Source organism: Acinetobacter corruptisaponis, from assembly GCF_030053775.1.
Classification (GTDB): domain Bacteria; phylum Pseudomonadota; class Gammaproteobacteria; order Pseudomonadales; family Moraxellaceae; genus Acinetobacter; species Acinetobacter corruptisaponis.
Map to the genome: position 1 here is coordinate 1,894,906 of NZ_CP125669.1, position 20,611 is coordinate 1,915,516.

Sequence of the window (20,611 nt, forward strand, 5' to 3'; positions counted from 1 at the left end):
TGGACATACTGACCGATTGTTGGACATTTAGGGTTTATGCTGTCATGGTTCTCAGCTATGATGCGCCCTATGATTTTATGGTTTACTTCAATTAAGTCCGATTATGTCTAAACTCTCCGCATTTGATGACCTTTTACAACAATACAATGCTTTCAACTATCATGAAGACCCAGCCCTTGCCCAACGTTTGCATGATGTCCAGAGCTGGATAAAACAACGTCTTGAGCATAGCCATCAAGAACTATTCAGTAAGCCAGAAAACCAGATCATGGCGCAATATTTCCTGAAACGTTTATATGGCGGCCCTGATTTTGACGCACTGGCAAAACAAATCGAACGCCTGCTTAAGTTTGCCCATAAAGTAGAGGGCCTGATTCCTGCCAATGCCATCAAGACAGGCACCAAGTCGGTGAGTCTGGCGGTACTGGCCACCCAGCTTGATGAGCAGGTTGCGAAGCAAATACTGGCGGACTATCCACTGGACACCCCATTAACCGATGAAATCATGCGCCAGACATTCCTTAAACTGGAACAGCATGACGCACGTTATGAACAACTGGATTTGCTGGATGAACTGGGTGTGACGCTGGATAAATATATGCGTTCCACCATGATGTATGCCGCGTTTAAAATGTGTAAGGGCGTGGCGCATAAACACCAGTTTGATGGCATGTATGAGTTTATTCAGGAAGGTTTTGATGCCATGAAGCCAATGAAGTCGGCGGCAGCATTTATTAAGACCTTTACCGCAAAAGAACGCGAGATCATTGAGAAAGTCCATTCAGGGCATCCAGATCCTTTCCGCAGTTAAATGCTGGACTATTCCAATCCCTCTACCAAGAGGGATTTTTTTCATCTTCACATAAAAAATTAAAACACTTTTGGGAAAGTGACTTTCTGTATATTATTCATAACAATGATATGCTAAGCCCTGTAAAAAAATACAAAATCTGTCATGATGCATGCTGATTCGTGCCGCTAGAGCGAAAGTTTAGGAGAAAACAATGTCTAACGAAAACCAACAGCCCACCCCAGAAGTTGAGCAAACCCCAGGTTCAGACAAAGTCAGTCCTTTCCTCAGCACACCGCTTCCACAGGGAGCACCACAGGGTCAACAGCAATCCTTACAACAGGGTTTGACCTCAGCACCAACAGGTTCCGTACCGAAATACAACCTGCCGCGTGGTGCCAATACAGGCAATGTTGGCGCAACCACCCATTTTGGCTATCAAACTGTCAGCAGCGATGAAAAAGCACAGAAAGTGGCGGAAGTGTTCCATTCAGTGGCAAGCAAATACGACATCATGAATGACCTGATGTCATTTGGTATTCATCGTATATGGAAACGTTTTGCCATTAACATGTCAGGCGTACGCCGTGGACAGCATGTACTGGATATCGCGGGTGGTACAGGCGACCTGGCTAAAGTGTTTAGCCGCGAAGTTGGCCCGAATGGTCATGTGGTGCTTTCAGACATCAATGAATCGATGCTCAATGTGGGCCGTGACCGCCTGATTGATGCGGGTTGTACCAATGTGGATTTTGTGCTTGCCAATGCAGAAACGCTTGAACCCTTTGCCGATAACAGTTTTGACCTCGTCACCATCAGTTTTGGTTTACGGAATGTGACCGATAAGGATGCAGCACTTGCAGCCATGTACCGTGTACTTAAGCCAGGTGGCCGTTTACTGATCCTCGAATTTTCCAAACCTGTGTTTGAACCATTTTCAAAGCTCTATGATCTTTACTCATTCACGGCCCTGCCAATCATGGGCAAACTGGTTGCAAATGATTCTGAAAGCTATAAATACCTTGCTGAATCCATCCGTATGCACCCAGACCAGCGTACCTTAAAAGGCATGATGGAAAATGCGGGCTTCCAAAGCTGTGACTACCACAACCTGACAGGTGGTATTGTTGCTGTTCACCGTGGATTCAAACTTTAAGGCTTAGGATATGTGGTCGATTTTAGCACTGGGTGCAGTCGAACGTATCATTCATCAGGTGATTGATCTGGATGCGATTAGCCGTATTCAGCTCAATCAGCTACAAGGTCAATTATTGCGGGTTGTGATTGATCATCCACAACTCTCAGTTGATGTTTTTTTTGATGAAAATAAAGTTCGTCTTGAACCTACCGTGACGGGACACAGTCAAAGCCCATCAATATTTGAACAGCGTCCATATGATGTTCAAAATAAAATTACAGATGCCACAGCCACCCTGCATGTCGCCAATGTGGTCGAATTAGCCAAACTCCTGCTCAGTGATATGGACCAGATTGGCAATATTCCACTGCAAGGTGACTATCATTTATTGCAGGATATCCAGCGTATCATGCAGCAGGCAGAACCTGACCTTGCCGCACATCTATCTCCGTGGATTGGTCCTCAGCTGGCGCATGAACTGGGTAAGATACAGCTTGCACCGAAGCAGCTCAAACGCTCATTGCAAAGCCACCTGTTCTTTGTTGAAGATGCCCTAAAAGAAGATAGCGGCTTATTTGCCCCACGCTGGCAAATGGATGACCTGAATCGGGAGACCCGCCAGCTCAATCAGGAAATAGATCGTCTGGATGCCAGATTCCAGCAATTACAGGCCCAATTACACCCCCTCCTCACCTCCCCCTCAAAAGGAGAGGAATTATTGAACCCCACACAAGACTAGGTAAGATTTTATATGATTCCGCATGTTAGACGGTTATTTGAACTTTGGCGCATTGCAGCACATTATCGCCTTGACACCTTATTTCCTGCGGAAGAATTACCTGTAAAAGCCCAACATGCCTTGGGTGTGATTAAAATGCATCCTGCGGCTTGGTCAAGCCGTGAGAAAAAGAATCCGCTTAAGCTTAAAGAAGCTCTGGAAGAGATGGGGCCTTTGGCGATTAAGCTGGGTCAACTCCTCTCTACCCGTCGTGACCTGATTCCACCAGAACTCTTATCGCAACTGGTGCTGTTGCAAGACCGTGTAAAGCCCTACGACACCCAGTTGGCTAAACAGCGGATTCAGGAATCCCTCAAGGCGGATGTTGGCACCTTGTTTGCACGTTTTGATGAACAGCCACTTGCCGCTGCCTCAATTGCGCAAGTGCATACCGCCGCATTGCATGATGGCCGTGAGGTGGTGGTGAAAGTCACCCGTCCTGATATTCGCAACCAGATTCTTCAGGACTTTGAAATTTTGGCATGGCTGGGTGACTGGCTGGAAAACCGTCTGGAAGCTGCCCGTGCGCTGCACCTTTCCGAGATCATTCAGGACTACCGTCAGATCATTTTAAATGAGCTTGACCTGAGTCTGGAAGCAGACAACACTCGCCGTATGCGTCATTACTTTACAGGTTCCAGCATGATGTATGTGCCTGAAGTCTATATGGACAGTAAAGACGTGATGGTCGCTGAACGTATTACGGGCGTACCGATCTCCGATATTGCGACCTTTGACCGTTTAGGTATGAATCGTGCAGACTTGGCAGAAAAAGGTTTGACCATTTTCTTTACCCAAGTGTTCCGTGACAACTTTTTCCATGCCGATATGCACCCTGGCAATGTCTTTGTAGAGACCATTAATCCAGCCAATCCACGTTTTATTGCGCTGGACTGTGCCATTATGGGTGAGCTGTCCAAGTCTGATCAAATGACCGTTGCACGAATGTTACTGGCCGTGATGAACAGCAACTTTATGCAGTTGATTCAGATTGTGCATCAGGCAGGCTGGATTCCACCAGGAACTGATCAGGATGCACTGGCACGTGAAATGCGCCGTACCGTTGGTCCGATGGTGTCCAAGCCGATGGATCAACTAGATTTTGCAGGCATCCTGATTCAGGTGATGGATATTGCACGGCGTTTCCATCTGGAAATTCCACCACAACTGATGTTGTTACTCAAAACCCTAGTTCATGTTGAGGGTCTGGGCACTGACCTTTACCCACAACTGGATATCTGGAAACTGGCAAAACCGATTCTCACTGAATGGGTCAAGGCCAATATGAATCCAGTGAAAAATTTTAAGGAAATTGGTCAGCAAATTCCTGATTTATTATTGGGTGCACAGGACTTACCGAGCCTGTTGATTGATAGTCTCAATGGCTTGAAGAATCAATCCGCCTGGCATGACAAACAGCTTAAAGAAATTCAGCAGATGCGTTTGCAAATGCAGCAGCAACAGCGCCGTAGCTGGATGTTTGGCAGCACCATGTTGATTTTGCTGACCATTGCCATTATTACACCGTGGTTTGTCTCAATTGTCTTAATTGTATTGAGTAGCTTGTTGGCGCTGTGGCGTATTATGAAATAAGCTACACTCGCCTATAAACAAGGGACTTTTTAGCTTCAAGTGTGATGGGGTGCTATTGGCTCCTCATCATTGCCACTCAATCAATATAAAAATTCAAGTAACAGCACTCTTATCGTTATGCTTTAAATGGTCATATCAAATAACGAATATTCTAAACTGTCTCAATTGAATAAATAATTTATACATCCCAATCCAGCTCATAATAACCAAATTTAATATCTGATTTTATTAATAATATTATTTTTTATCAGCTCTAGTTTTAAACTGTTTCCAAGAAAACCCTATCCCCTGTTGTGTTGGATATCCGAACCACTTCTCCTGTTTCCAATGCCGCCTCATTTATTTATTGGTAGGTTTTTGGTAGGTGGGAAAAAATTTTAACCCTCCCATACTAGGCCTACAGTGACGAGATCACTGAATAACAAACAATGGATTATGGAAGAAGGAATCACTCCATGGCTTTTAAGAATATTGCAGATCAAACAAACGGTTTTTATATCCCTTGCGTGTCACTTTTTGGCCCTGGCTGTGCCAAAGAGATTGGAACTAAAGCTCAAAATCTCGGTGCGAAAAAAGCCTTGATTGTAACGGATGAAGGCTTATTTAAATTTGGTGTAGCCAATACCATTGCAGAATATTTAAAAGATGCTGGCGTAGACAGCCATATCTTTGCTGGTGCAGAACCCAATCCAACAGATATCAATGTGCATCATGGCGTACAGGCCTATAACGACAATGGCTGCGATTTCATCGTTTCTTTAGGCGGTGGTTCCTCACATGACTGCGCCAAAGGAATCGGCCTGGTAACAGCTGGCGGTGGACATATCCGTGATTATGAAGGCATTGATAAAAGCACTGTTCCCATGACACCGTTGATTGCGATCAATACCACGGCGGGAACAGCATCTGAAATGACCCGCTTCTGTATCATTACCAACACTGACACCCATGTAAAAATGGCAATCGTCGATTGGCGCTGTACCCCACTGATTGCAATTGACGATCCTAAACTCATGGTGGCCAAACCTGCTGGCTTGACTGCCGCAACGGGTATGGATGCTTTAACACATGCGGTAGAAGCCTATGTTTCCACAGCAGCAAATCCAATTACCGATGCATGTGCAGAAAAGGCGATTGCCATGATTAGTCAATGGTTACGCCCTGCTGTTGCCAATGGCGAAAATATTGAAGCACGTGATGCCATGAGTTATGCGCAGTACTTGGCAGGTATGGCATTTAACAATGCTTCTCTCGGTTATGTTCATGCGATGGCACATCAATTAGGTGGTTTCTATAATCTGCCGCATGGTGTATGTAATGCGGTACTGTTACCCCATGTCTGTGAATTCAACTTAATTGCCTGTCAGGATCGTTATGCAAAAATTGCAGAATTGATGGGTGTAAATACTGACGGATTTACTGAAACTGAAGCGGCTTTTTCAGCCATTGACGCCATTCGGGAATTGTCATCTTCAATCGGTATTCCATCTGGTTTGAATGAACTCGGCGTGAAAACTGAAGATCTTGCAATCATGGCTGAAAATGCACAAAAGGATGCATGTATGCTGACCAACCCACGTAAAGCGACTCATGCCCAGGTTGTGGAGATATTTAAAGCTGCTCTCTAATCGTTCTGTTAAAAGTAAGTCACAGCCTCCGAGAACTGGCTTACTTTTTTTGTGGGAATAGCAAACTGGTGATATTCCCACTTTTTTTATCCCTATAAAAACTGTGATCGCAGTACACAACCATTAAATTAATATACTGATATATTTAATTTTTTAATAAAACTAAAATTAGAATTTCAAAGATAATTTTTCGCAGAATACTAAAAATGAGCTTCAAAACATATCTTTAAACTTATTCAAAGATAAATGCGCAGGATGATCTGAAGGCAATAACTCCATCAGGCGTTCAACCGCATCTATTGCTTCGGGGAAGTGAGCAACATGCTTCAATAACAAATCCGTTTCTGTGGTTTTAAAGATTGCATCACTTAAACGCGACTCCAGACAATCCCGCCATGCGCATAAAAAAGGGCTTTCCGTCTTAGCCAAAAATACCCCTTTGTATACCTGTAACGCAGAAGCCACATATCCAGAATCAAGCGCCTGTTCAGCCAAAAGAAAATCAGCCTCCACATCGGCCAATAAACGATAGGGCCGTGAACCTAGCATCCCACCCAGAATATCCCTGAGTTGTGACATTTCAGCTTTTAATGTGCCAATGCTGACTTTACGCTCACCATATAGGGCTTGATGTAATTTTTCTAAATTTAATCCATTTGGACAAAGCACCAAAATTGCCAAAATCTCAATTTGACGTGGTGTAAGAACCAATGACTTACCATTAAAGAAGATTTGTGGGGTTGAAAAAGCACGGATATATAAATGTTGTCTTTGCTGATCAATAAGTGCGGTTTGAATGATGGAGGCACAACGCTCTGCCGCCAAAACCCCTAAACTGTTGTGTTTTTTCCACGTGGTTGATAAATCGACCACACCCAATACCTGTTTGGAATAAGGGTCGATAATTGGAGCTGCATAACAGACCCAGTCATGGATGGACTCCATATAGTGTTCATTGGAAAATACACAACTGGATTGTTGGGTTTTTAGCGATAGAGCCAAAGCATTGGTTCCAACTACCTCCTCTGCCCACTGCCCACCTGCAATGAAATGTACCTTTTCAGCGGCACTTTGCATTTGTGTACTCGAAGCAGTCCATATAATCGTACTTCCCACATCACCAACAGCGATCACCATCGAGGATTGTGCAGCAATATGGCCCAGTTCACTGGAACAGGCATTTAAAGCCTTATCCAGACTGGTTTTATTTTTTTTATTGTGGTTGAGCAACGGTGCCGCCAAACGCTCTTTTGGAATTGAGGACAATACTGATCGCTGCCAAGAACTCGCGATACTCTGCTCTAACTTCTCAGCACTTCGGGGAGACAAACTATTTTGTTGCTTTAACTGATCAATAGACTGTCTTTGCCGTATTAGCTCTTGCTTTGTAAACATTTGTGCATCCCTCACGTCTGAGCATGGTTTCCAACCTTTCTCCAACCTTCACCCTTATATCCTAGTCAAATAGCGTACAAAAGTACCTTATACCAAAGCTGTAGACGCTTAAGATCAATTATAAGCAAAGGAATATATATATGCGTTACATCAATCCGAATCAACCAGATTCCAAAGTCCAGTTTAAATCACAGTATGAAAATTTTATTGGTGGCCAATGGGTAGCCCCTGTCAGAGGAGAATACTTCGACAACGTTTCACCTGTCGATGGCAAAGTATTTACAAAAATACCGCGTTCCTCGGTTGAAGACATTGAACTTGCACTTGATGCAGCCCATAAAGCAAAGGCTGAATGGAATAAAAGCTCTCCAACAGTGCGTTCAAATATCTTGCTCAAAATTGCCGATCGCATGGAGGCAAACCTTGAAATGCTTGCGGTTGTGGAAACCTGGGATAATGGCAAGCCAGTTCGTGAAACCTTGGCAGCTGACATTCCACTGGCAATCGATCATTTCCGTTATTTTGCAGGTTGTATCCGTGCACAGGAAGGCGGCATTTCAGAAATTGATGACGATACCATTGCCTATCACTTTCATGAACCATTGGGTGTGGTGGGCCAGATCATTCCGTGGAATTTCCCAATTTTAATGGCAGCATGGAAACTTGCTCCCGCACTTGCGGCAGGAAACTGTGTGGTTTTAAAACCTGCCGAACAAACCCCAGTCGGAATTTTACTGGTTCTTGAACTCATCCAGGACCTTTTACCAGCAGGCGTACTCAATGTGGTTAATGGTTATGGTGCTGAAGTGGGTCGGCCACTGGCAACCAGCCCACGTATTGCCAAGATTGCATTTACAGGTTCAACCCAGGTTGGACAATTGATTATGCAATATGCGACAGAAAACATTATTCCAGTCACGCTGGAACTTGGTGGTAAGTCTCCAAATATCTTCTTTGAAGATATTATGGACAAGGAAGATGATTTTCTGGACAAGGCACTTGAAGGCTTTGCCATGTTTGCATTGAACCAGGGTGAAGTGTGTACCTGCCCATCTCGTGCATTGGTTCAGGAAAGCATTGCAGATGTATTTTTAGAAAAAGCCATTGAACGTGTGAAACGAATCAAGGTTGGTCATCCTTTAGATACTGAAACCATGATTGGTGCCCAGGCTTCCCTAGAGCAACAAGAGAAAATTTTACGCTGCATCAGTACTGGCCGTGAAGAAGGTGCTGAACTTCTTACGGGTGGTAGTGCCAGACAAGAAGTGGGTGAAGGTTTTTATATCGAACCAACCGTTTTCAAAGGGCATAACAGTATGCAAATTTTCCAGGAGGAAATCTTTGGCCCTGTCCTGTCAGTAACGACCTTTAAAGACTTTGATGAAGCGATTCAAATTGCCAATGAAACCATTTATGGTTTAGGTGCTGGAGTCTGGTCTCGTTCGGCACATACCTCATATCGTGCGGGCCGTGCTGTTGAAGCAGGCCGTATATGGACCAACTGTTACCATATTTATCCTGCACATGCGGCATTCGGTGGCTATAAGAAGTCAGGCATTGGTCGTGAAAACCATCGCATGATGTTAGACCATTATCAACAAACCAAGAATCTTTTAGTCAGCTACTCAACCAAACCAGCTGGATTCTTCTAATCACGACATCCATGTCATTCTTTTTGAAAAGGGCGAATGTATATGACATTTGCCCTTTTTATTTATTCACTCGACCACGATCCACCTACGTTGCAACGATGTTTTCAAACTCATTGTTAATTAGGCGACACATAGAATTTTAGCAAGGCATCCTTTCTGATTTAATAAATTAAGATCTTATAAATTTTCGGATTACTTTACTTGAATCCAATTTTTACTTTTTACATTTAAAATAGTTAAAATTTTTAACTCATCCCAACTTTAATCTTTATTGGTCAAACTAGTTATTGTTCTTCCACCTCAAAATTGATTTGCCAGCTATTATCAAACGTTGGGAAGTGGTATAGGATTAAGCTGCTTTCTCTTTAAAAACAACCCAATAACGACTGCATAAGAACAAACAATGAAAACACCCCATTTTGCGATTATTGGGGCGGGTACAGCAGGACTCGCCACTGCCATTTTACTGGCCCGTCAAGGTCATTATGTCACCATTTTTGAACAGGTGGATGAACTCGCGCCTGTGGGTGCAGGTTTATTATTACAACCTGCTGGCCTGGCAGTGTTTGAGCATCTTGGCGTACTCGCCCATACCTTAAAACTTGGAGCAAAAGTGACAGGCTTGGAGGGAAAACTTGCCGATCAGCGTCTGTTGGTCAATAGCCATTACCATCAGGCTGGAAATCATCTTTACGGTTTAGGCATACATCGTGCCACCTTATGTCATGTACTGATGCAAAAGCTGGCTGAGTATTCCAGTCAGATCAACTGGAGAATGGGACATGGCATTGATCAGATTCAGGAAAGTACCCATGAGGTTCGACTCATCGGGTCTTACCAACAACAGAAATTTGATGCCTGTTTTGATGCTGTCCTGATTGCCAATGGTGCCCGTAGTCAATTGCGTCCCCAAGCTTGGGTGAAGGTTGATCAGGCTTATCCGTGGGGTGCTGCATGGAGCATTGTACCTGAATGTCCTGTATTGGACTCTGAAATCCTGCATCAATTTTATGATCGTTCCAAGATCATGATGGGGATTCTACCGACAGGCGCAATCCCCTCTGCGCCACAACAGCGACTTTCCAGCATCTTCTGGAGTTTGTCTACTACACAACTGCAATCATTTTTAAAGGATGAATTGGCAAAGCGGCAATGGTTAAAGCAGGTTTCAGATCGCTGGCCTGATGTGGCTGAATGGTTGAAACAACTTTTGGCTGATCAACAAAATCAACCTCAGTGGTTGTCAGCCCAATACCGTGATGTGGTGATGTCCCAGTTTGGGCAAGGGCGAATTGGGGTCATGGGTGATGCAGCACATGCCATGAGCCCTCAACTCGGGCAAGGTGCCAATATGGCTTTGTTGGATGCATGGACCTTTTCACAGTCCTTGCAGCGTGCCAGGAAAAATCAGCAGATTGACTGGGCAATGTTGTGGCAGCACTATCACCAGCACCGTCGTTCCTCGATCCAGTTTTATCAATTTCTCAGTCGTTTGCTTACACCACTTTATCAATCTGATCACTGGTGGGCAGGCGGTTTACGTGATCTGGTGTTCCCGTGGATGTATCAAATTCCCTACTTCCGCAAAGAAATGGCAATCACCATTTCAGGTTTAAAAACGGGGATGTTCCAGCAACTAGATTATCAACAAATTGCCCACTATCAAGAGGAGGAGGATTCTTTGGTTTCCAGCAATGAATCCATTACTGACTATTAACCACATTTATTAAGACCTAAACTATTTATGAAAATTAGTCATTTAGATCACTTAGTTCTAACAGTTGCTGATATTAAAACCACCTGCCAATTTTATCAGTCCGCATTGAATTTTGAGGTCATCAGCTTTGGTGAAAACCGAAAGGCACTGCAATTTGGTTCTCAAAAAATCAACCTGCATCAGGTGGGCAAAGAGTTCGAACCCAAAGCTTTTCACCCCACCGCTGGTTCAGCAGATTTATGTTTTATTGCCGAAACGCCATTAAATAAAGTGATCAGCCATCTGCAAAGCCTAAATATTGAAATCGTTGAGGGGCCGATTGAAAGAACAGGTGCAATGGGGAACATATTATCCATCTATTTACGTGACCCTGATCAAAACCTGATTGAAATCTCAAACTATATCGATAGGTAAAAATAGAAAGTTCCAGCAATAAAAATAAGGCTAAAACATGAAATATAGTTTTCTATGGGCACTCTATCGACAGGATAAAGGCAAGGCGATTCAAAAAGGATGCTGGTTTTTATTTCCAAGCTTTGCCAACCTGTTCTGTTTTCTAAATTTTCACCATCAACTCATTGAATGGCAAGTGAATCCTAAATCGACGATAGGAAGATTGGTGATCAGCCCTCTATTTCCGTGGGTGATCTTATGGGACAGCTTGCCCTGTATATTTCTTCTGTTGATCCATCAAAAATATTTGCCTCGAATTTTAAACATTTGGCTTTATATCACAGGTGCTTATTTTTTAGTTGATGCTTGGTTTTGGTCAAGCTATCCTTGGGGTATGCTGATCATTGTTGCTTGGGCTTTGCCCTTTTTAAAAATAGAAAATACCAATTTGATGGGAACGTATATTCAACCCAACCATTAAATGATTTTTTACCCAACAAACATAGCCAACCCTAGCCACAAACGCTAAACTAGCTGCTTTGCCCACAACGGATTTCACGCATGTCAAACTGGTTAGATGAAGTTAAATTTGATTCCAATGGTCTTGTTCCTGCCATTGCACAACATCATCAAACAGGTCGCGTGTTAATGGTTGCATGGATGAATCGTGAAGCATTACAACTGACTGCTGAAAAAAATCAGGCAGTCTATTATTCACGTTCACGCCAAAAACTTTGGCATAAGGGCGAAGAATCAGGACACTTTCAAACCGTGCATGAAATCCGTCTCGATTGTGATGCCGATGTCATCATCCTACAAATTGAACAACATGGTGGCATTGCCTGCCATACAGGTCGTGAGTCCTGCTTCTACCGCAAACTTACACCACAGGGTTGGGAAATTGTTGATGCGCAGTTGAAAGACCCAACTGCCATTTATGGCGCATCTGCCAAAACAGAAGCACATGATCACCGTCACAGTGAACAGGTGGATGTACTCAGCCATTTAGGGCGCCTGATGCAGGAACGCAAACAGGCTGAAGCGGACAGCTCCTATGTGGCAAGCCTGTATAAAAAAGGCATCAATAAAATTCTGGAAAAAGTCGGTGAAGAAAGCGTGGAAAGTATCATCGCGGCTAAAGATTATGCGACACATGCTTCACTGGAAAATAAACATGACCTGATCTATGAAGTGGCTGATCTTTGGTTCCACAGCATTGTGATGCTTGGCTATTTTGATCTTGACCCGCACGTTGTTTTGGATGAACTCGCGCGTCGTCAGGGCTTATCTGGCCTGGTTGAAAAAGCCAACCGCAGCAAAGAGGCGTAACCCATTCCTGTGTCGAGTATCGAAAAACCCAAAGCCACCTATGAACAGGCAGTCGCCATTGACAACGCCCGTTTAGGACAATCCTTTAAAGTGATTGCCTATGCTGGCACAGGTAAAACCACCACCTTACAAATGATCAGTGATGCCATGCCTGAACGGCGTGGCATGTATCTGGCATTTAACAAGGCCATTGCGTCCGAAGCACAAAACAAGTTTCATGGCAATGTGAACTGCCGTACCTTTCACTCGCTGGCTTTCCGCAGTGCGCCGCGTGGAGTGACGGATAAACTACGCCTGCCCCGTCTTAGCCCAAGCTTTATCGCAAAAGAATATCGTCTGGAACCCATTACCCTGCGGCGTTTAATGGGTGGACGTTATGAAAAATATGTGTTGATGCCAAGCCGCCTTGCCAATCTGGTCGCCAATGCGGTCAGCTATTTCTGTTCCACCAGTTCGCAATACCCTGCACCGCGTCATATTCAGGCACCCAGTTGGCTGCATCAGGATGATATTGAATCCTTACAGCAACACTTATACCCAGCCGTTGAACGTCGCTGGCTGGAATCGATTGACCAGAACCATCAGGCAGGGATTGGACACGATATTTACCTAAAACTTTGGGCATTGTCTGAACCGAATATTCCCGCCGATTATGTGCTGTTTGATGAGGCTCAGGATGCAGACCCATTGATGCTCGGCATTTTACTACGCCAAAAAAGCACACAGGTGATTTATGTGGGTGATGCCCATCAGCAAATCTACGCATGGCGTGGCGCAATCAATGCCATGCAGCAGATGCCGTTGCCCGAAAGTCGTCTCACCACCTCATTCCGTTTTGGTGACGCCATCGCCGATGTTGCCAACAACCTGCTTGGTGCACTGAATGAAACTGTGCCATTACTTGGCAATCCAAACTTAAAATCCACGGTGGTGAATAAACCGCATACTAAAATGCGTGATGCGATTCTATGCCGCACCAATGCGCGTGCCATGGAATTACTGCTTTCAGGTTTGGTGCATGGTGATAAAGTCAGTCTGCAAGCCGACCATCAAAAACTCAGTCGCTTTGTTGATGCCGCCAGTTTACTGAAACAGGGCAAACGCATTACCGATGTGCCTGAACTGGCGTGGTTTAACTCATGGCATGATGTGCATGAGTATTGTGAAACCAATGATGGCAGTGACATCAAGCCTTTGGTCAAGCTGGTGGATGAACATGGCACTGAACCACTGAAAAAGGCATTGGCGAAAATCACCCCGATTGAACAGGCAGACTATGTGATCTCAACCGCGCATAAGGCCAAAGGGCTGGAATGGAATCGGGTGCATATTGAAGATGATTACCAGTTCAAGATTAACGGACTGGAACATAAAATTACAGATGAGGAATTAAGACTACTTTACGTCGCCTGTACGCGTGCTAAAGTAAGTTTAAATATCCATCATCTTTATGACCTGATACAACAATTAAAGCTAAAACAAAGCGCTCCCTCAAGTCTTCGCCAGTCCGCAGGTTAAAGCGCTCGTGACTGAGGTGAACTTATGCAACTTGAATCGGTTCTATTTAAGCATGTCGGCATGTTTCGGGACTTAAACATTGAGTTTCAACCTGAACAATATCCCATTACCCTGATTCTGGGTGACCAGTCCACAGGCAAAACCACCATCCTAAAGAACATCTATCAGGCCCTGACCTGGTTTTCGGCACGCTATAAGGATATTCGGACTGCGGGTGTGGTGATTGCGGATCAGGACATTATGCTGACTCGGCTACAGGCCAAAATCCAGATTCAGGTACACATGAGTGAGGAACTCAATCATGGCTTGACTGAAAGTAGCGCTGCACAGGCAGCCGACACAGAACGCTGTAGTTGGAAACTCTACAAAACCTTTAACAGTCAGGGGGTGGGAATTAGCCAGGTTGAAAGCCAGCAGCTTGACCAGATGGTGAGCCTGTACCAAAAAATGAATCAACAGGACCCCTTGCTGGGTTTGCCAATGATTGCCTACTACCCTGCGGAACGTTTTGTACAGGAAGTGAATCTACAGAGTAAAAATGTGCCAGGCACCTTGCAGGACATTTCAGCCTATGATTTAACGCCAATCCCCTACACCACCTTTGCACGTTTTTTTGAATGGTTACGGGAAATCAGTGATGTCGAGAATGCGCACTCGGCCCATATTGTCAGACGCCTGATGGGCAACGACTTTAACCAGCAAAACCAGTCCGAAATATTGCAGGAACTGCAACTGGAATTGGTCAAGCATCCCAAACAGCTCTCCGCACCCAACCTGCATGCCCTGAAAACCAGCCTGAATACCGTTTTTCCCAAGCTGCAAGACCTTTACATCCAGTATGTTCCCAAGCTGCAACTGATGGTGCGTTATGAAGATCGGGTGATGCCATTTCAGCAACTGTCTGCATCAGAAAAAACCTGGATTGCACTGGTGGGTGATATTAGCCGCCGATTATGCCTGCTCAATCAACATAGCTTTGATCCATGTCTGGAGGGCGAGGGCATCCTGCTGATTGACCACGTGGATATGCAGTTGGACCAGGATGCATGTGCCGAAATTCTTGAGCGCTTGCATGAGGCATTTCCCCGTCTGCAAATCATTGTGACAGGCAACCGTGATGAGTTGCTTGAACATGCGCTGCATTACCAGTGCCTAAAACTGGACCAGCACGGTATTTACCCGATTCAGTTGGAGGCATCACAACAGCAGCTTTCCGCCTTATATCAGGATTTGGTGCAGCCTGAACCAGAGGGTGAGACCCAAACACCCCTCCTGCCCTCTGAACCCACATTAACCAAAGTGGATGCGTTATTTCACCAGATACAGGAGCTGAATCCACAGGAAAAGTCTGATTTATTGAATTTACTCAAGATTGATGACACACCACAACAAAGTCCACTTTGAAATACGGTTCAGGACAGTATTGAAAACGATACATCAACATGATATGTAACTTCATGTAATAACATCAGATTTTTATTGATATTTTATAGTAAAATAAATCTCATTTTTTATTTTCAAGTTGCGCAATACAACTTGTGACTGTCCCTATTCACTTGATTGGGTTTCTGGATTTGAAGTTTTGGTATTCTCCTTGAGTGCCTGTGAATCCTGAAAGAAAGTTCATCCTTAGGTCTCCCGACCTAAATCATCAATATGGATACCAGTGTGCTACCGATTATTATCTTATTACCGCTCATACTCGGCACCACCCTTGTCTCACAACTGCAACGTATTTCACGGGGCGTGACGGCACTTGGGGCGATTGGCATCAGCCTGAGTTGTTTTATTTTACTTTTGACCCAGGCGGAAACGGTTCTTCAGGGCAATACCCTGCTACAAAGCTGGGATTGGCTGCCACAACTGGGCATCAACCTGAGTTTTCGTCTGGATGCACTCGGTTTATTGTTTGGCCTGCTGATTAGCGGTATCGGCACACTCATTTATATTTATGCCTATTTCTATCTCAGTCCCAAAAACTCACTGAGCAAACTTTACCTGTTGCTGATGCTGTTTATGGCGGCCATGCTGGGCATCTCGCTTTCGAACAACCTCATCATCCTATTGGTGTTCTGGGAACTGACCAGTATCTCCTCTTTCCTGTTGGTCGGTTACTGGAGCCAGTATGACGCCGCGCAGCGTGGCGCACGTATGGCCCTAACCCTCACAGGTATGGGCGGCCTTGCCATGCTGGGGGGCTTTGTGCTACTTGGGCAGATTACGGGAACGTATGAAATTGACCAACTGGTGCTGATGAAAGACACCATCCAACAGCATCAACTGTTTGTACCCACTCTATTACTGATTTTGCTGGGTGCATTTACCAAAAGTGCGCAATTCCCATTTCACTTTTGGCTACCCAATGCAATGGCTGCACCCACGCCTGTGTCTGCCTATCTGCACTCTGCCACTATGGTGAAAGCAGGAATTTTCCTGCTGGCGCGTTTAGCACCGATTTTTATTGGTGCCGCGTTGTACCACAACCTTGTCACCTTTGTTGGCCTGTTTACATTGTGTATGGCAGCAGGCTTTGCCATCTTTAAAGAAGATTTAAAAGGACTATTGGCATACTCCACCATCAGTCATCTGGGCCTGATTGTGTGCCTGCTTGGGATTGGTTCCCCACTTGCAGTTGCGGCAGCCATTTTCCACATCATCAACCATGCCACCTTTAAGGCGGCACTCTTTATGATTGCAGGGATTATTGATCACGAAACGGGTACACGGGATTTACGCAAACTGAGTGGGATTTGGGCACTGCTACCTTTTACGGGAACCTTGACCATGATCACCGCCGCCTCCATGGCGGGCGTGCCACTGACCAATGGCTTTATTTCCAAGGAGATGTTCTTTACCGAATTGCTGGCAAACCTGTCAGGCCCAGTGATGGTGATCTCGGCCATTGTGGCAACCCTTGCAGGAATCTTTGCGGTCAGTTATTCGATTCGTTTGGTGCATGGCGTATTTTTTGATGGCCCACTGGGTAAACAGGTGCCAAACAAGGATGCCCATGAACCACCACTTGGTATGCGACTGCCTGCAATTATCCTTGCGACTTTATGTATCCTGGTGGGTATTTTCCCTGCCCTGCTTGCGGGCACGCTAGTCAACAGTGTCACCAGGGCCAGCCTGATGCAGCCAAATTTTGAGGGTGTCCATCTTGCCATCTGGCATGGTTTTAATGCCCCTTTAGTCATGAGCCTAATTGCACTGGTCGGTGGAACGCTGTTCTATTTTGCCCTAGCCAAACAGGGGCGACTGCGTAAAATCGACCTTGATCCCTTGTTTGGACGCCTACAGGGTCGAATTTTATTTGATTTATTCCTAAAACATTTGTTGCTCAACAGCCGCAAGATTAAGCAGGCGACTGAAAATGGCTCTTTGCAAAGCTACCTGCTCTGGATTGTGCTGTTTAGCATCGTCATGGTTGGCTTGCCACTGTTCAACCAAGGCTTAACCACAGGTACACGCGAACTGACCCATGCACCATGGGTGGCGATTGTACTGTGGCTCACCCTGTTCTCTGGCTGCTGGATGATGCTCTGGTTCCACCATGAGCGTATCAAGGCCGTGCTGATTAGTGGTGCAGTGGGTCTGGTGGTCACCATGGTATTCATTACCCTGTCAGCGCCTGACCTTGCCCTGACCCAAATCACGGTGGATGTGGTCACCACGGTTTTATTGCTGATGAGTTTGTCACTATTGCCACAACTCACCCCTTATGAATCCAGCCGCTCACGGCGCTGGCGCGATGCCAGTCTGGCCATTGCAGGCGGTTTGGGAATTGGCTGGATTAGCTGGCTGATTTTAACCCGTGACCATAATTCAATTTCATGGTTCTTTATGCAACAGTCGATTCCTCTGGGTGGCGGCTCCAATGTGGTCAACGTCATCCTTGTGGATTTCCGTGGTTTCGATACTTTCGGTGAAATTACAGTTTTGGGCATTGCCGCCATTGGTGCACTCTGTTTAATGGATGGTATGCGAGCGCATGGCACCACCATGACCCAGGGCCTGACCTATCGCTTCAATCCATCACCATTGATGCTGCGTATCACCGCATCATGGGTATTGCCACTTGCACTGGTGGTCAGCACCTACATCTTCATGCGTGGACACAACTACCCAGGCGGTGGCTTTATCGCGGGGCTGATTACCGCGATGGCACTGATCATCCAATATATTGTGGTGGGTCAGGAACAGGCTGAGCGCATGATTGGAGCTCGGTCTGGTCGTCTCTATGAAATCTGGATTGGTTCAGGATTGACCATTGCAGGATTGACAGGTATCGCGGCATGGTTCTGGTCACGCCCATTCCTGACCAGCGCGCACATTTATGTGGAACCACCCTTACTGGGCAAAATGCATCTTGCCTCCGCCGCATCCTTTGATCTAGGGGTATATATCACGGTCGTCGGGGCGACCATGTTGTTGATCTCGGTGCTGGGAGACTCACGTCACTCGAGCATGTCTGGCCCTATTCCCAATGGAGACGAATAAATGATCAGCCTTGAATTTTTATTGGCTTCGGCAATTGGTCTACTCACCGCCACAGGGATTTACCTCATCCTGCGTGCCAGAACCTTTCCCGTGGTACTTGGCCTTGCCATGATTGGCTATGCCGTAAACCTGTTCCTGTTTGCGATGGGACGTTTACAGGTCAATGCCCCTGCTATTTTGACGGAAACCACCAAGGTCACTGACCCATTGCCACAGGCACTGGTCCTGACTGCAATCGTGATTGGGTTTGCCACCACTGCATTTGTTATACAACTGGCACTGCGCAGCCGTTATGAATCGGGAAATGATCATGTCGATTCCAAAGAAGACCCGACCCTGACCTATGACCCACGTGAGGATGAGCCATAATGTTTGACTTGAATACTTTCTGGCATACTCACACTCCAATCATCAGTATCTTGATTCCAGCATTGACCAGCTTTCTGCTGTTGTTGCTGGGTAACCCTGGTGCAGGTTCATTAAAGCAGGACTGGCGTCAACCCTGGCGACGAGGCATCAGCCTCACCTCCGCGATTCTGGGTCTGCTGACTGCCATCAGTTACCTGATGATTGCCAGTACAGGACAGATTAGTGTTTACCAGCTCAGTGAATGGTCAGCCCCGTTTGGTATTGTGCTGGTGCTGGATCGCTTATCGGCATTTATGCTGGTGCTGACCTACGCACTGGCCATTCCCGTGATCTGGTATGCTAGCGACAACTGGGACACCCGCGGTCGCTATTTCCACACCATGTTCCACTTTCTGCTCATGGGGGTCTGTGGCGCATTCCTGACAGGTGACCTGTTTAACCTGTTTGTATTCTTTGAAATCCTGTTGATGGCTTCCTATGTACTGTTGTTGCATGGTCAGGGCCGTCCTAGATTTCAGTTGGGTATCCATTACGTCACCATAAACCTGCTGGCTTCCGCCCTGTTCCTGATTGGTCTGGGCATGATCTATGGCAGTGTTGGCAGCCTGAATATGGCGGATGTGGGCCGTATCCTGCCAACACTGGACAATGACCAGCACAAGTTGGCCATTGCAGGTGGCTTACTGCTGTTTGTGGTGTTTGGCATCAAGGCTGCAATGCTGCCTGTCGGGTTCTGGCTGCCAAAAACCTATGCGGTTGCCAGCACACCTGTTGCCGCAATCTTCACCATCATGACCAAGGTTGGGATTTACGCCATTCTGCGTGTCAATGGCACAGTGTTTGATGATGCCATGGCACAAAGCATTTTTAAGAACACACTATTGTTGATTGGCCTGGTCACTTCGATTTATGGGGTGATTGGTGCAATTGGTGCAGAACGGCTGCGCCGTTTTGTCGGCTTTATGGTGCTGTCATCTGTGGGTACATTGCTGATCGCGATTGCCATGTTCAACACGCAGGCATGGTCGGCAGGCCTGTATTATCTGGTGCATAGTACCCTGATTGCCGCTGCATTCTATCTGTTCTGTGGCTGGATCACCGCCCAACGGGGCACGTTCAAGGATCACCTGAAAGTTGCACCCAAAATCAAGAATGAAAAGGCAGCGGCACTGACCTATTTCCTGATTGCAATGATGATGGCAGGTTTACCACCATTTAGTGGCTTTCTGGGTAAGGTCTTTATTTTACAGGCCACCGCTGAAACGGCGTATCAGGGCTGGATTATCGCCATTATCCTGATCGTTAGCCTATTAAGTATTCTTGCATTGACCCGTGTGGGTTTCATTCTGTTCTGGCGTGCCAGTCCACCCGAAATTGACCCGAATGAAGCAGCCTATCAAACTTATCAGGGATTGCCAGCCTATGCACCCAACCGTAATGACAAAGCGATCTATGTTATTTTGGCAGGGCTGATGGGTTATGTCGTGTTTGCATCTCCAATCCAGACCTATACGGTATTGACCGCCCAGCAAATCCAGAACCATGCGCTCTATAATCAGGCCATTCTAAAAACGGATGCACAGGGCCGCGTGATCAGCGTACAGCCTTATGATCCAACCTACCTGCCCGAAACAAAATATGGGGGCGAAGTTGAAGATCATAATGCCTTGTTGATTCCCGATGTTATTTCCAAAGCAACTCTACAGGGTGAGCATATCTCAGAATACAAGCAGCGCCAGATTGCCGAACAAGTGCTGGATACACCGACAGTTCCAAATTCAACCCAGTTAAAGCCAATGGAGGAACACTGA

General features: G+C 45.8%; 16 protein-coding genes. 15 read left to right on the plus strand and 1 reads right to left on the minus strand.

Annotated features, from left to right (window positions below; genetic code table 11):
- The first annotated feature begins 103 nt into the window (after positions 1-103).
- The 5 genes from QLH32_RS09025 to mdh all read left to right on the plus strand — a co-directional run bounded on the left by QLH32_RS09025 (position 104) and on the right by mdh (position 5,927).
- Positions 104-811: a DUF8198 family protein gene (locus tag QLH32_RS09025; RefSeq protein ID WP_283269242.1), complete on the plus strand. Its 708-nt coding sequence runs from the start codon at positions 104-106 to the stop codon at positions 809-811.
- Between the two features lie 193 nt (positions 812-1,004).
- Entirely contained in the window at positions 1,005-1,946 is a 942-nt protein-coding gene (gene ubiE / locus QLH32_RS09030; RefSeq protein ID WP_283269243.1) for a bifunctional demethylmenaquinone methyltransferase/2-methoxy-6-polyprenyl-1,4-benzoquinol methylase UbiE, read from the plus strand.
- A 10-nt stretch (positions 1,947-1,956) separates the two neighbouring features.
- The gene (locus tag QLH32_RS09035; protein ID WP_283269244.1) at positions 1,957-2,667 is read left to right on the plus strand and encodes a ubiquinone biosynthesis accessory factor UbiJ; all 711 of its coding nucleotides are present in this window, start codon (positions 1,957-1,959) and stop codon (positions 2,665-2,667) included.
- 12 nt (positions 2,668-2,679) lie between these two features.
- Positions 2,680-4,299 carry an ABC1 kinase family protein gene (locus QLH32_RS09040; RefSeq protein ID WP_283269245.1) on the plus strand — a complete coding sequence of 540 codons (1,620 nt, stop codon included), beginning with the start codon at positions 2,680-2,682 and terminating at the stop codon, positions 4,297-4,299.
- Between the two features lie 455 nt (positions 4,300-4,754).
- The gene (gene mdh, locus QLH32_RS09045) at positions 4,755-5,927 is read left to right on the plus strand and encodes an iron-dependent methanol dehydrogenase (protein ID WP_279959797.1); all 1,173 of its coding nucleotides are present in this window, start codon (positions 4,755-4,757) and stop codon (positions 5,925-5,927) included.
- A gap of 213 nt (positions 5,928-6,140) precedes the next feature.
- Here the strand turns inward: mdh and QLH32_RS09050 are convergent, their stop codons facing one another.
- Positions 6,141-7,322, minus strand: coding sequence for a helix-turn-helix domain-containing protein (locus tag QLH32_RS09050; RefSeq protein WP_283269246.1), 1,182 nt, complete (start codon positions 7,320-7,322; stop codon positions 6,141-6,143).
- 140 nt (positions 7,323-7,462) lie between these two features.
- Here QLH32_RS09050 and exaC point away from each other — a divergent pair, with 140 nt between their 5' ends.
- From exaC to QLH32_RS09100, 10 genes are all read left to right on the plus strand, one after another.
- Positions 7,463-8,974, plus strand: coding sequence for an acetaldehyde dehydrogenase ExaC (gene exaC / locus QLH32_RS09055; protein WP_283269247.1), 1,512 nt, complete (start codon positions 7,463-7,465; stop codon positions 8,972-8,974).
- A 403-nt stretch (positions 8,975-9,377) separates the two neighbouring features.
- Positions 9,378-10,691, plus strand: coding sequence for an FAD-dependent oxidoreductase (locus QLH32_RS09060; protein ID WP_283269248.1), 1,314 nt, complete (start codon positions 9,378-9,380; stop codon positions 10,689-10,691).
- A 27-nt stretch (positions 10,692-10,718) separates the two neighbouring features.
- On the plus strand, positions 10,719-11,105 hold the full coding sequence (locus tag QLH32_RS09065) for a VOC family protein (protein ID WP_283269249.1): 387 nt from the start codon (positions 10,719-10,721) through the stop codon (positions 11,103-11,105).
- A gap of 37 nt (positions 11,106-11,142) precedes the next feature.
- Entirely contained in the window at positions 11,143-11,565 is a 423-nt protein-coding gene (locus tag QLH32_RS09070) for a hypothetical protein (RefSeq protein WP_283269250.1), read from the plus strand.
- Between the two features lie 80 nt (positions 11,566-11,645).
- Positions 11,646-12,413, plus strand: a complete 768-nt coding sequence (hisIE, locus tag QLH32_RS09075) for a bifunctional phosphoribosyl-AMP cyclohydrolase/phosphoribosyl-ATP diphosphatase HisIE (protein ID WP_279959802.1) — start codon at positions 11,646-11,648, stop codon at positions 12,411-12,413.
- A gap of 9 nt (positions 12,414-12,422) precedes the next feature.
- Positions 12,423-13,931 carry an AAA family ATPase gene (locus tag QLH32_RS09080; protein WP_283269251.1) on the plus strand — a complete coding sequence of 503 codons (1,509 nt, stop codon included), beginning with the start codon at positions 12,423-12,425 and terminating at the stop codon, positions 13,929-13,931.
- A 24-nt stretch (positions 13,932-13,955) separates the two neighbouring features.
- Complete coding sequence (locus QLH32_RS09085) at positions 13,956-15,335, plus strand: AAA family ATPase (protein ID WP_283269252.1); 1,380 nt, start codon at positions 13,956-13,958, stop codon at positions 15,333-15,335.
- Between the two features lie 252 nt (positions 15,336-15,587).
- Complete coding sequence (locus QLH32_RS09090; protein WP_283269254.1) at positions 15,588-18,431, plus strand: monovalent cation/H+ antiporter subunit A; 2,844 nt, start codon at positions 15,588-15,590, stop codon at positions 18,429-18,431.
- The gene (locus tag QLH32_RS09095) at positions 18,432-18,800 is read left to right on the plus strand and encodes a Na+/H+ antiporter subunit C (protein WP_267981250.1); all 369 of its coding nucleotides are present in this window, start codon (positions 18,432-18,434) and stop codon (positions 18,798-18,800) included.
- Positions 18,800-20,611 (plus strand): monovalent cation/H+ antiporter subunit D, encoded by a 1,812-nt coding sequence (locus QLH32_RS09100; protein ID WP_283269256.1) that lies wholly within the window; start codon positions 18,800-18,802, stop codon positions 20,609-20,611. Before QLH32_RS09095 ends, QLH32_RS09100 begins: the two co-directional genes overlap by 1 nt.

What these genes read in the sequence shown, in the direction of transcription:
- QLH32_RS09025 (WP_283269242.1), top strand. Translation starts at nt 104, where the DNA reads ATGTCTAAACTCTCCGCATTTGATGACCTTTTACAACAATACAATGCT.
- exaC (WP_283269247.1), top strand. Translation starts at nt 7,463, where the DNA reads ATGCGTTACATCAATCCGAATCAACCAGATTCCAAAGTCCAGTTTAAA.
- QLH32_RS09095 (WP_267981250.1), top strand. Translation starts at nt 18,432, where the DNA reads ATGATCAGCCTTGAATTTTTATTGGCTTCGGCAATTGGTCTACTCACC.
- QLH32_RS09040 (WP_283269245.1), top strand. Translation starts at nt 2,680, where the DNA reads ATGATTCCGCATGTTAGACGGTTATTTGAACTTTGGCGCATTGCAGCA.
- hisIE (WP_279959802.1), top strand. Translation starts at nt 11,646, where the DNA reads ATGTCAAACTGGTTAGATGAAGTTAAATTTGATTCCAATGGTCTTGTT.
- QLH32_RS09050 (WP_283269246.1), bottom strand. Translation starts at nt 7,322, where the DNA reads ATGTTTACAAAGCAAGAGCTAATACGGCAAAGACAGTCTATTGATCAG.
- QLH32_RS09100 (WP_283269256.1), top strand. Translation starts at nt 18,800, where the DNA reads ATGTTTGACTTGAATACTTTCTGGCATACTCACACTCCAATCATCAGT.
- QLH32_RS09065 (WP_283269249.1), top strand. Translation starts at nt 10,719, where the DNA reads ATGAAAATTAGTCATTTAGATCACTTAGTTCTAACAGTTGCTGATATT.
- QLH32_RS09085 (WP_283269252.1), top strand. Translation starts at nt 13,956, where the DNA reads ATGCAACTTGAATCGGTTCTATTTAAGCATGTCGGCATGTTTCGGGAC.
- QLH32_RS09090 (WP_283269254.1), top strand. Translation starts at nt 15,588, where the DNA reads ATGGATACCAGTGTGCTACCGATTATTATCTTATTACCGCTCATACTC.
- mdh (WP_279959797.1), top strand. Translation starts at nt 4,755, where the DNA reads ATGGCTTTTAAGAATATTGCAGATCAAACAAACGGTTTTTATATCCCT.
- QLH32_RS09060 (WP_283269248.1), top strand. Translation starts at nt 9,378, where the DNA reads ATGAAAACACCCCATTTTGCGATTATTGGGGCGGGTACAGCAGGACTC.
- ubiE (WP_283269243.1), top strand. Translation starts at nt 1,005, where the DNA reads ATGTCTAACGAAAACCAACAGCCCACCCCAGAAGTTGAGCAAACCCCA.
- QLH32_RS09035 (WP_283269244.1), top strand. Translation starts at nt 1,957, where the DNA reads ATGTGGTCGATTTTAGCACTGGGTGCAGTCGAACGTATCATTCATCAG.
- QLH32_RS09070 (WP_283269250.1), top strand. Translation starts at nt 11,143, where the DNA reads ATGAAATATAGTTTTCTATGGGCACTCTATCGACAGGATAAAGGCAAG.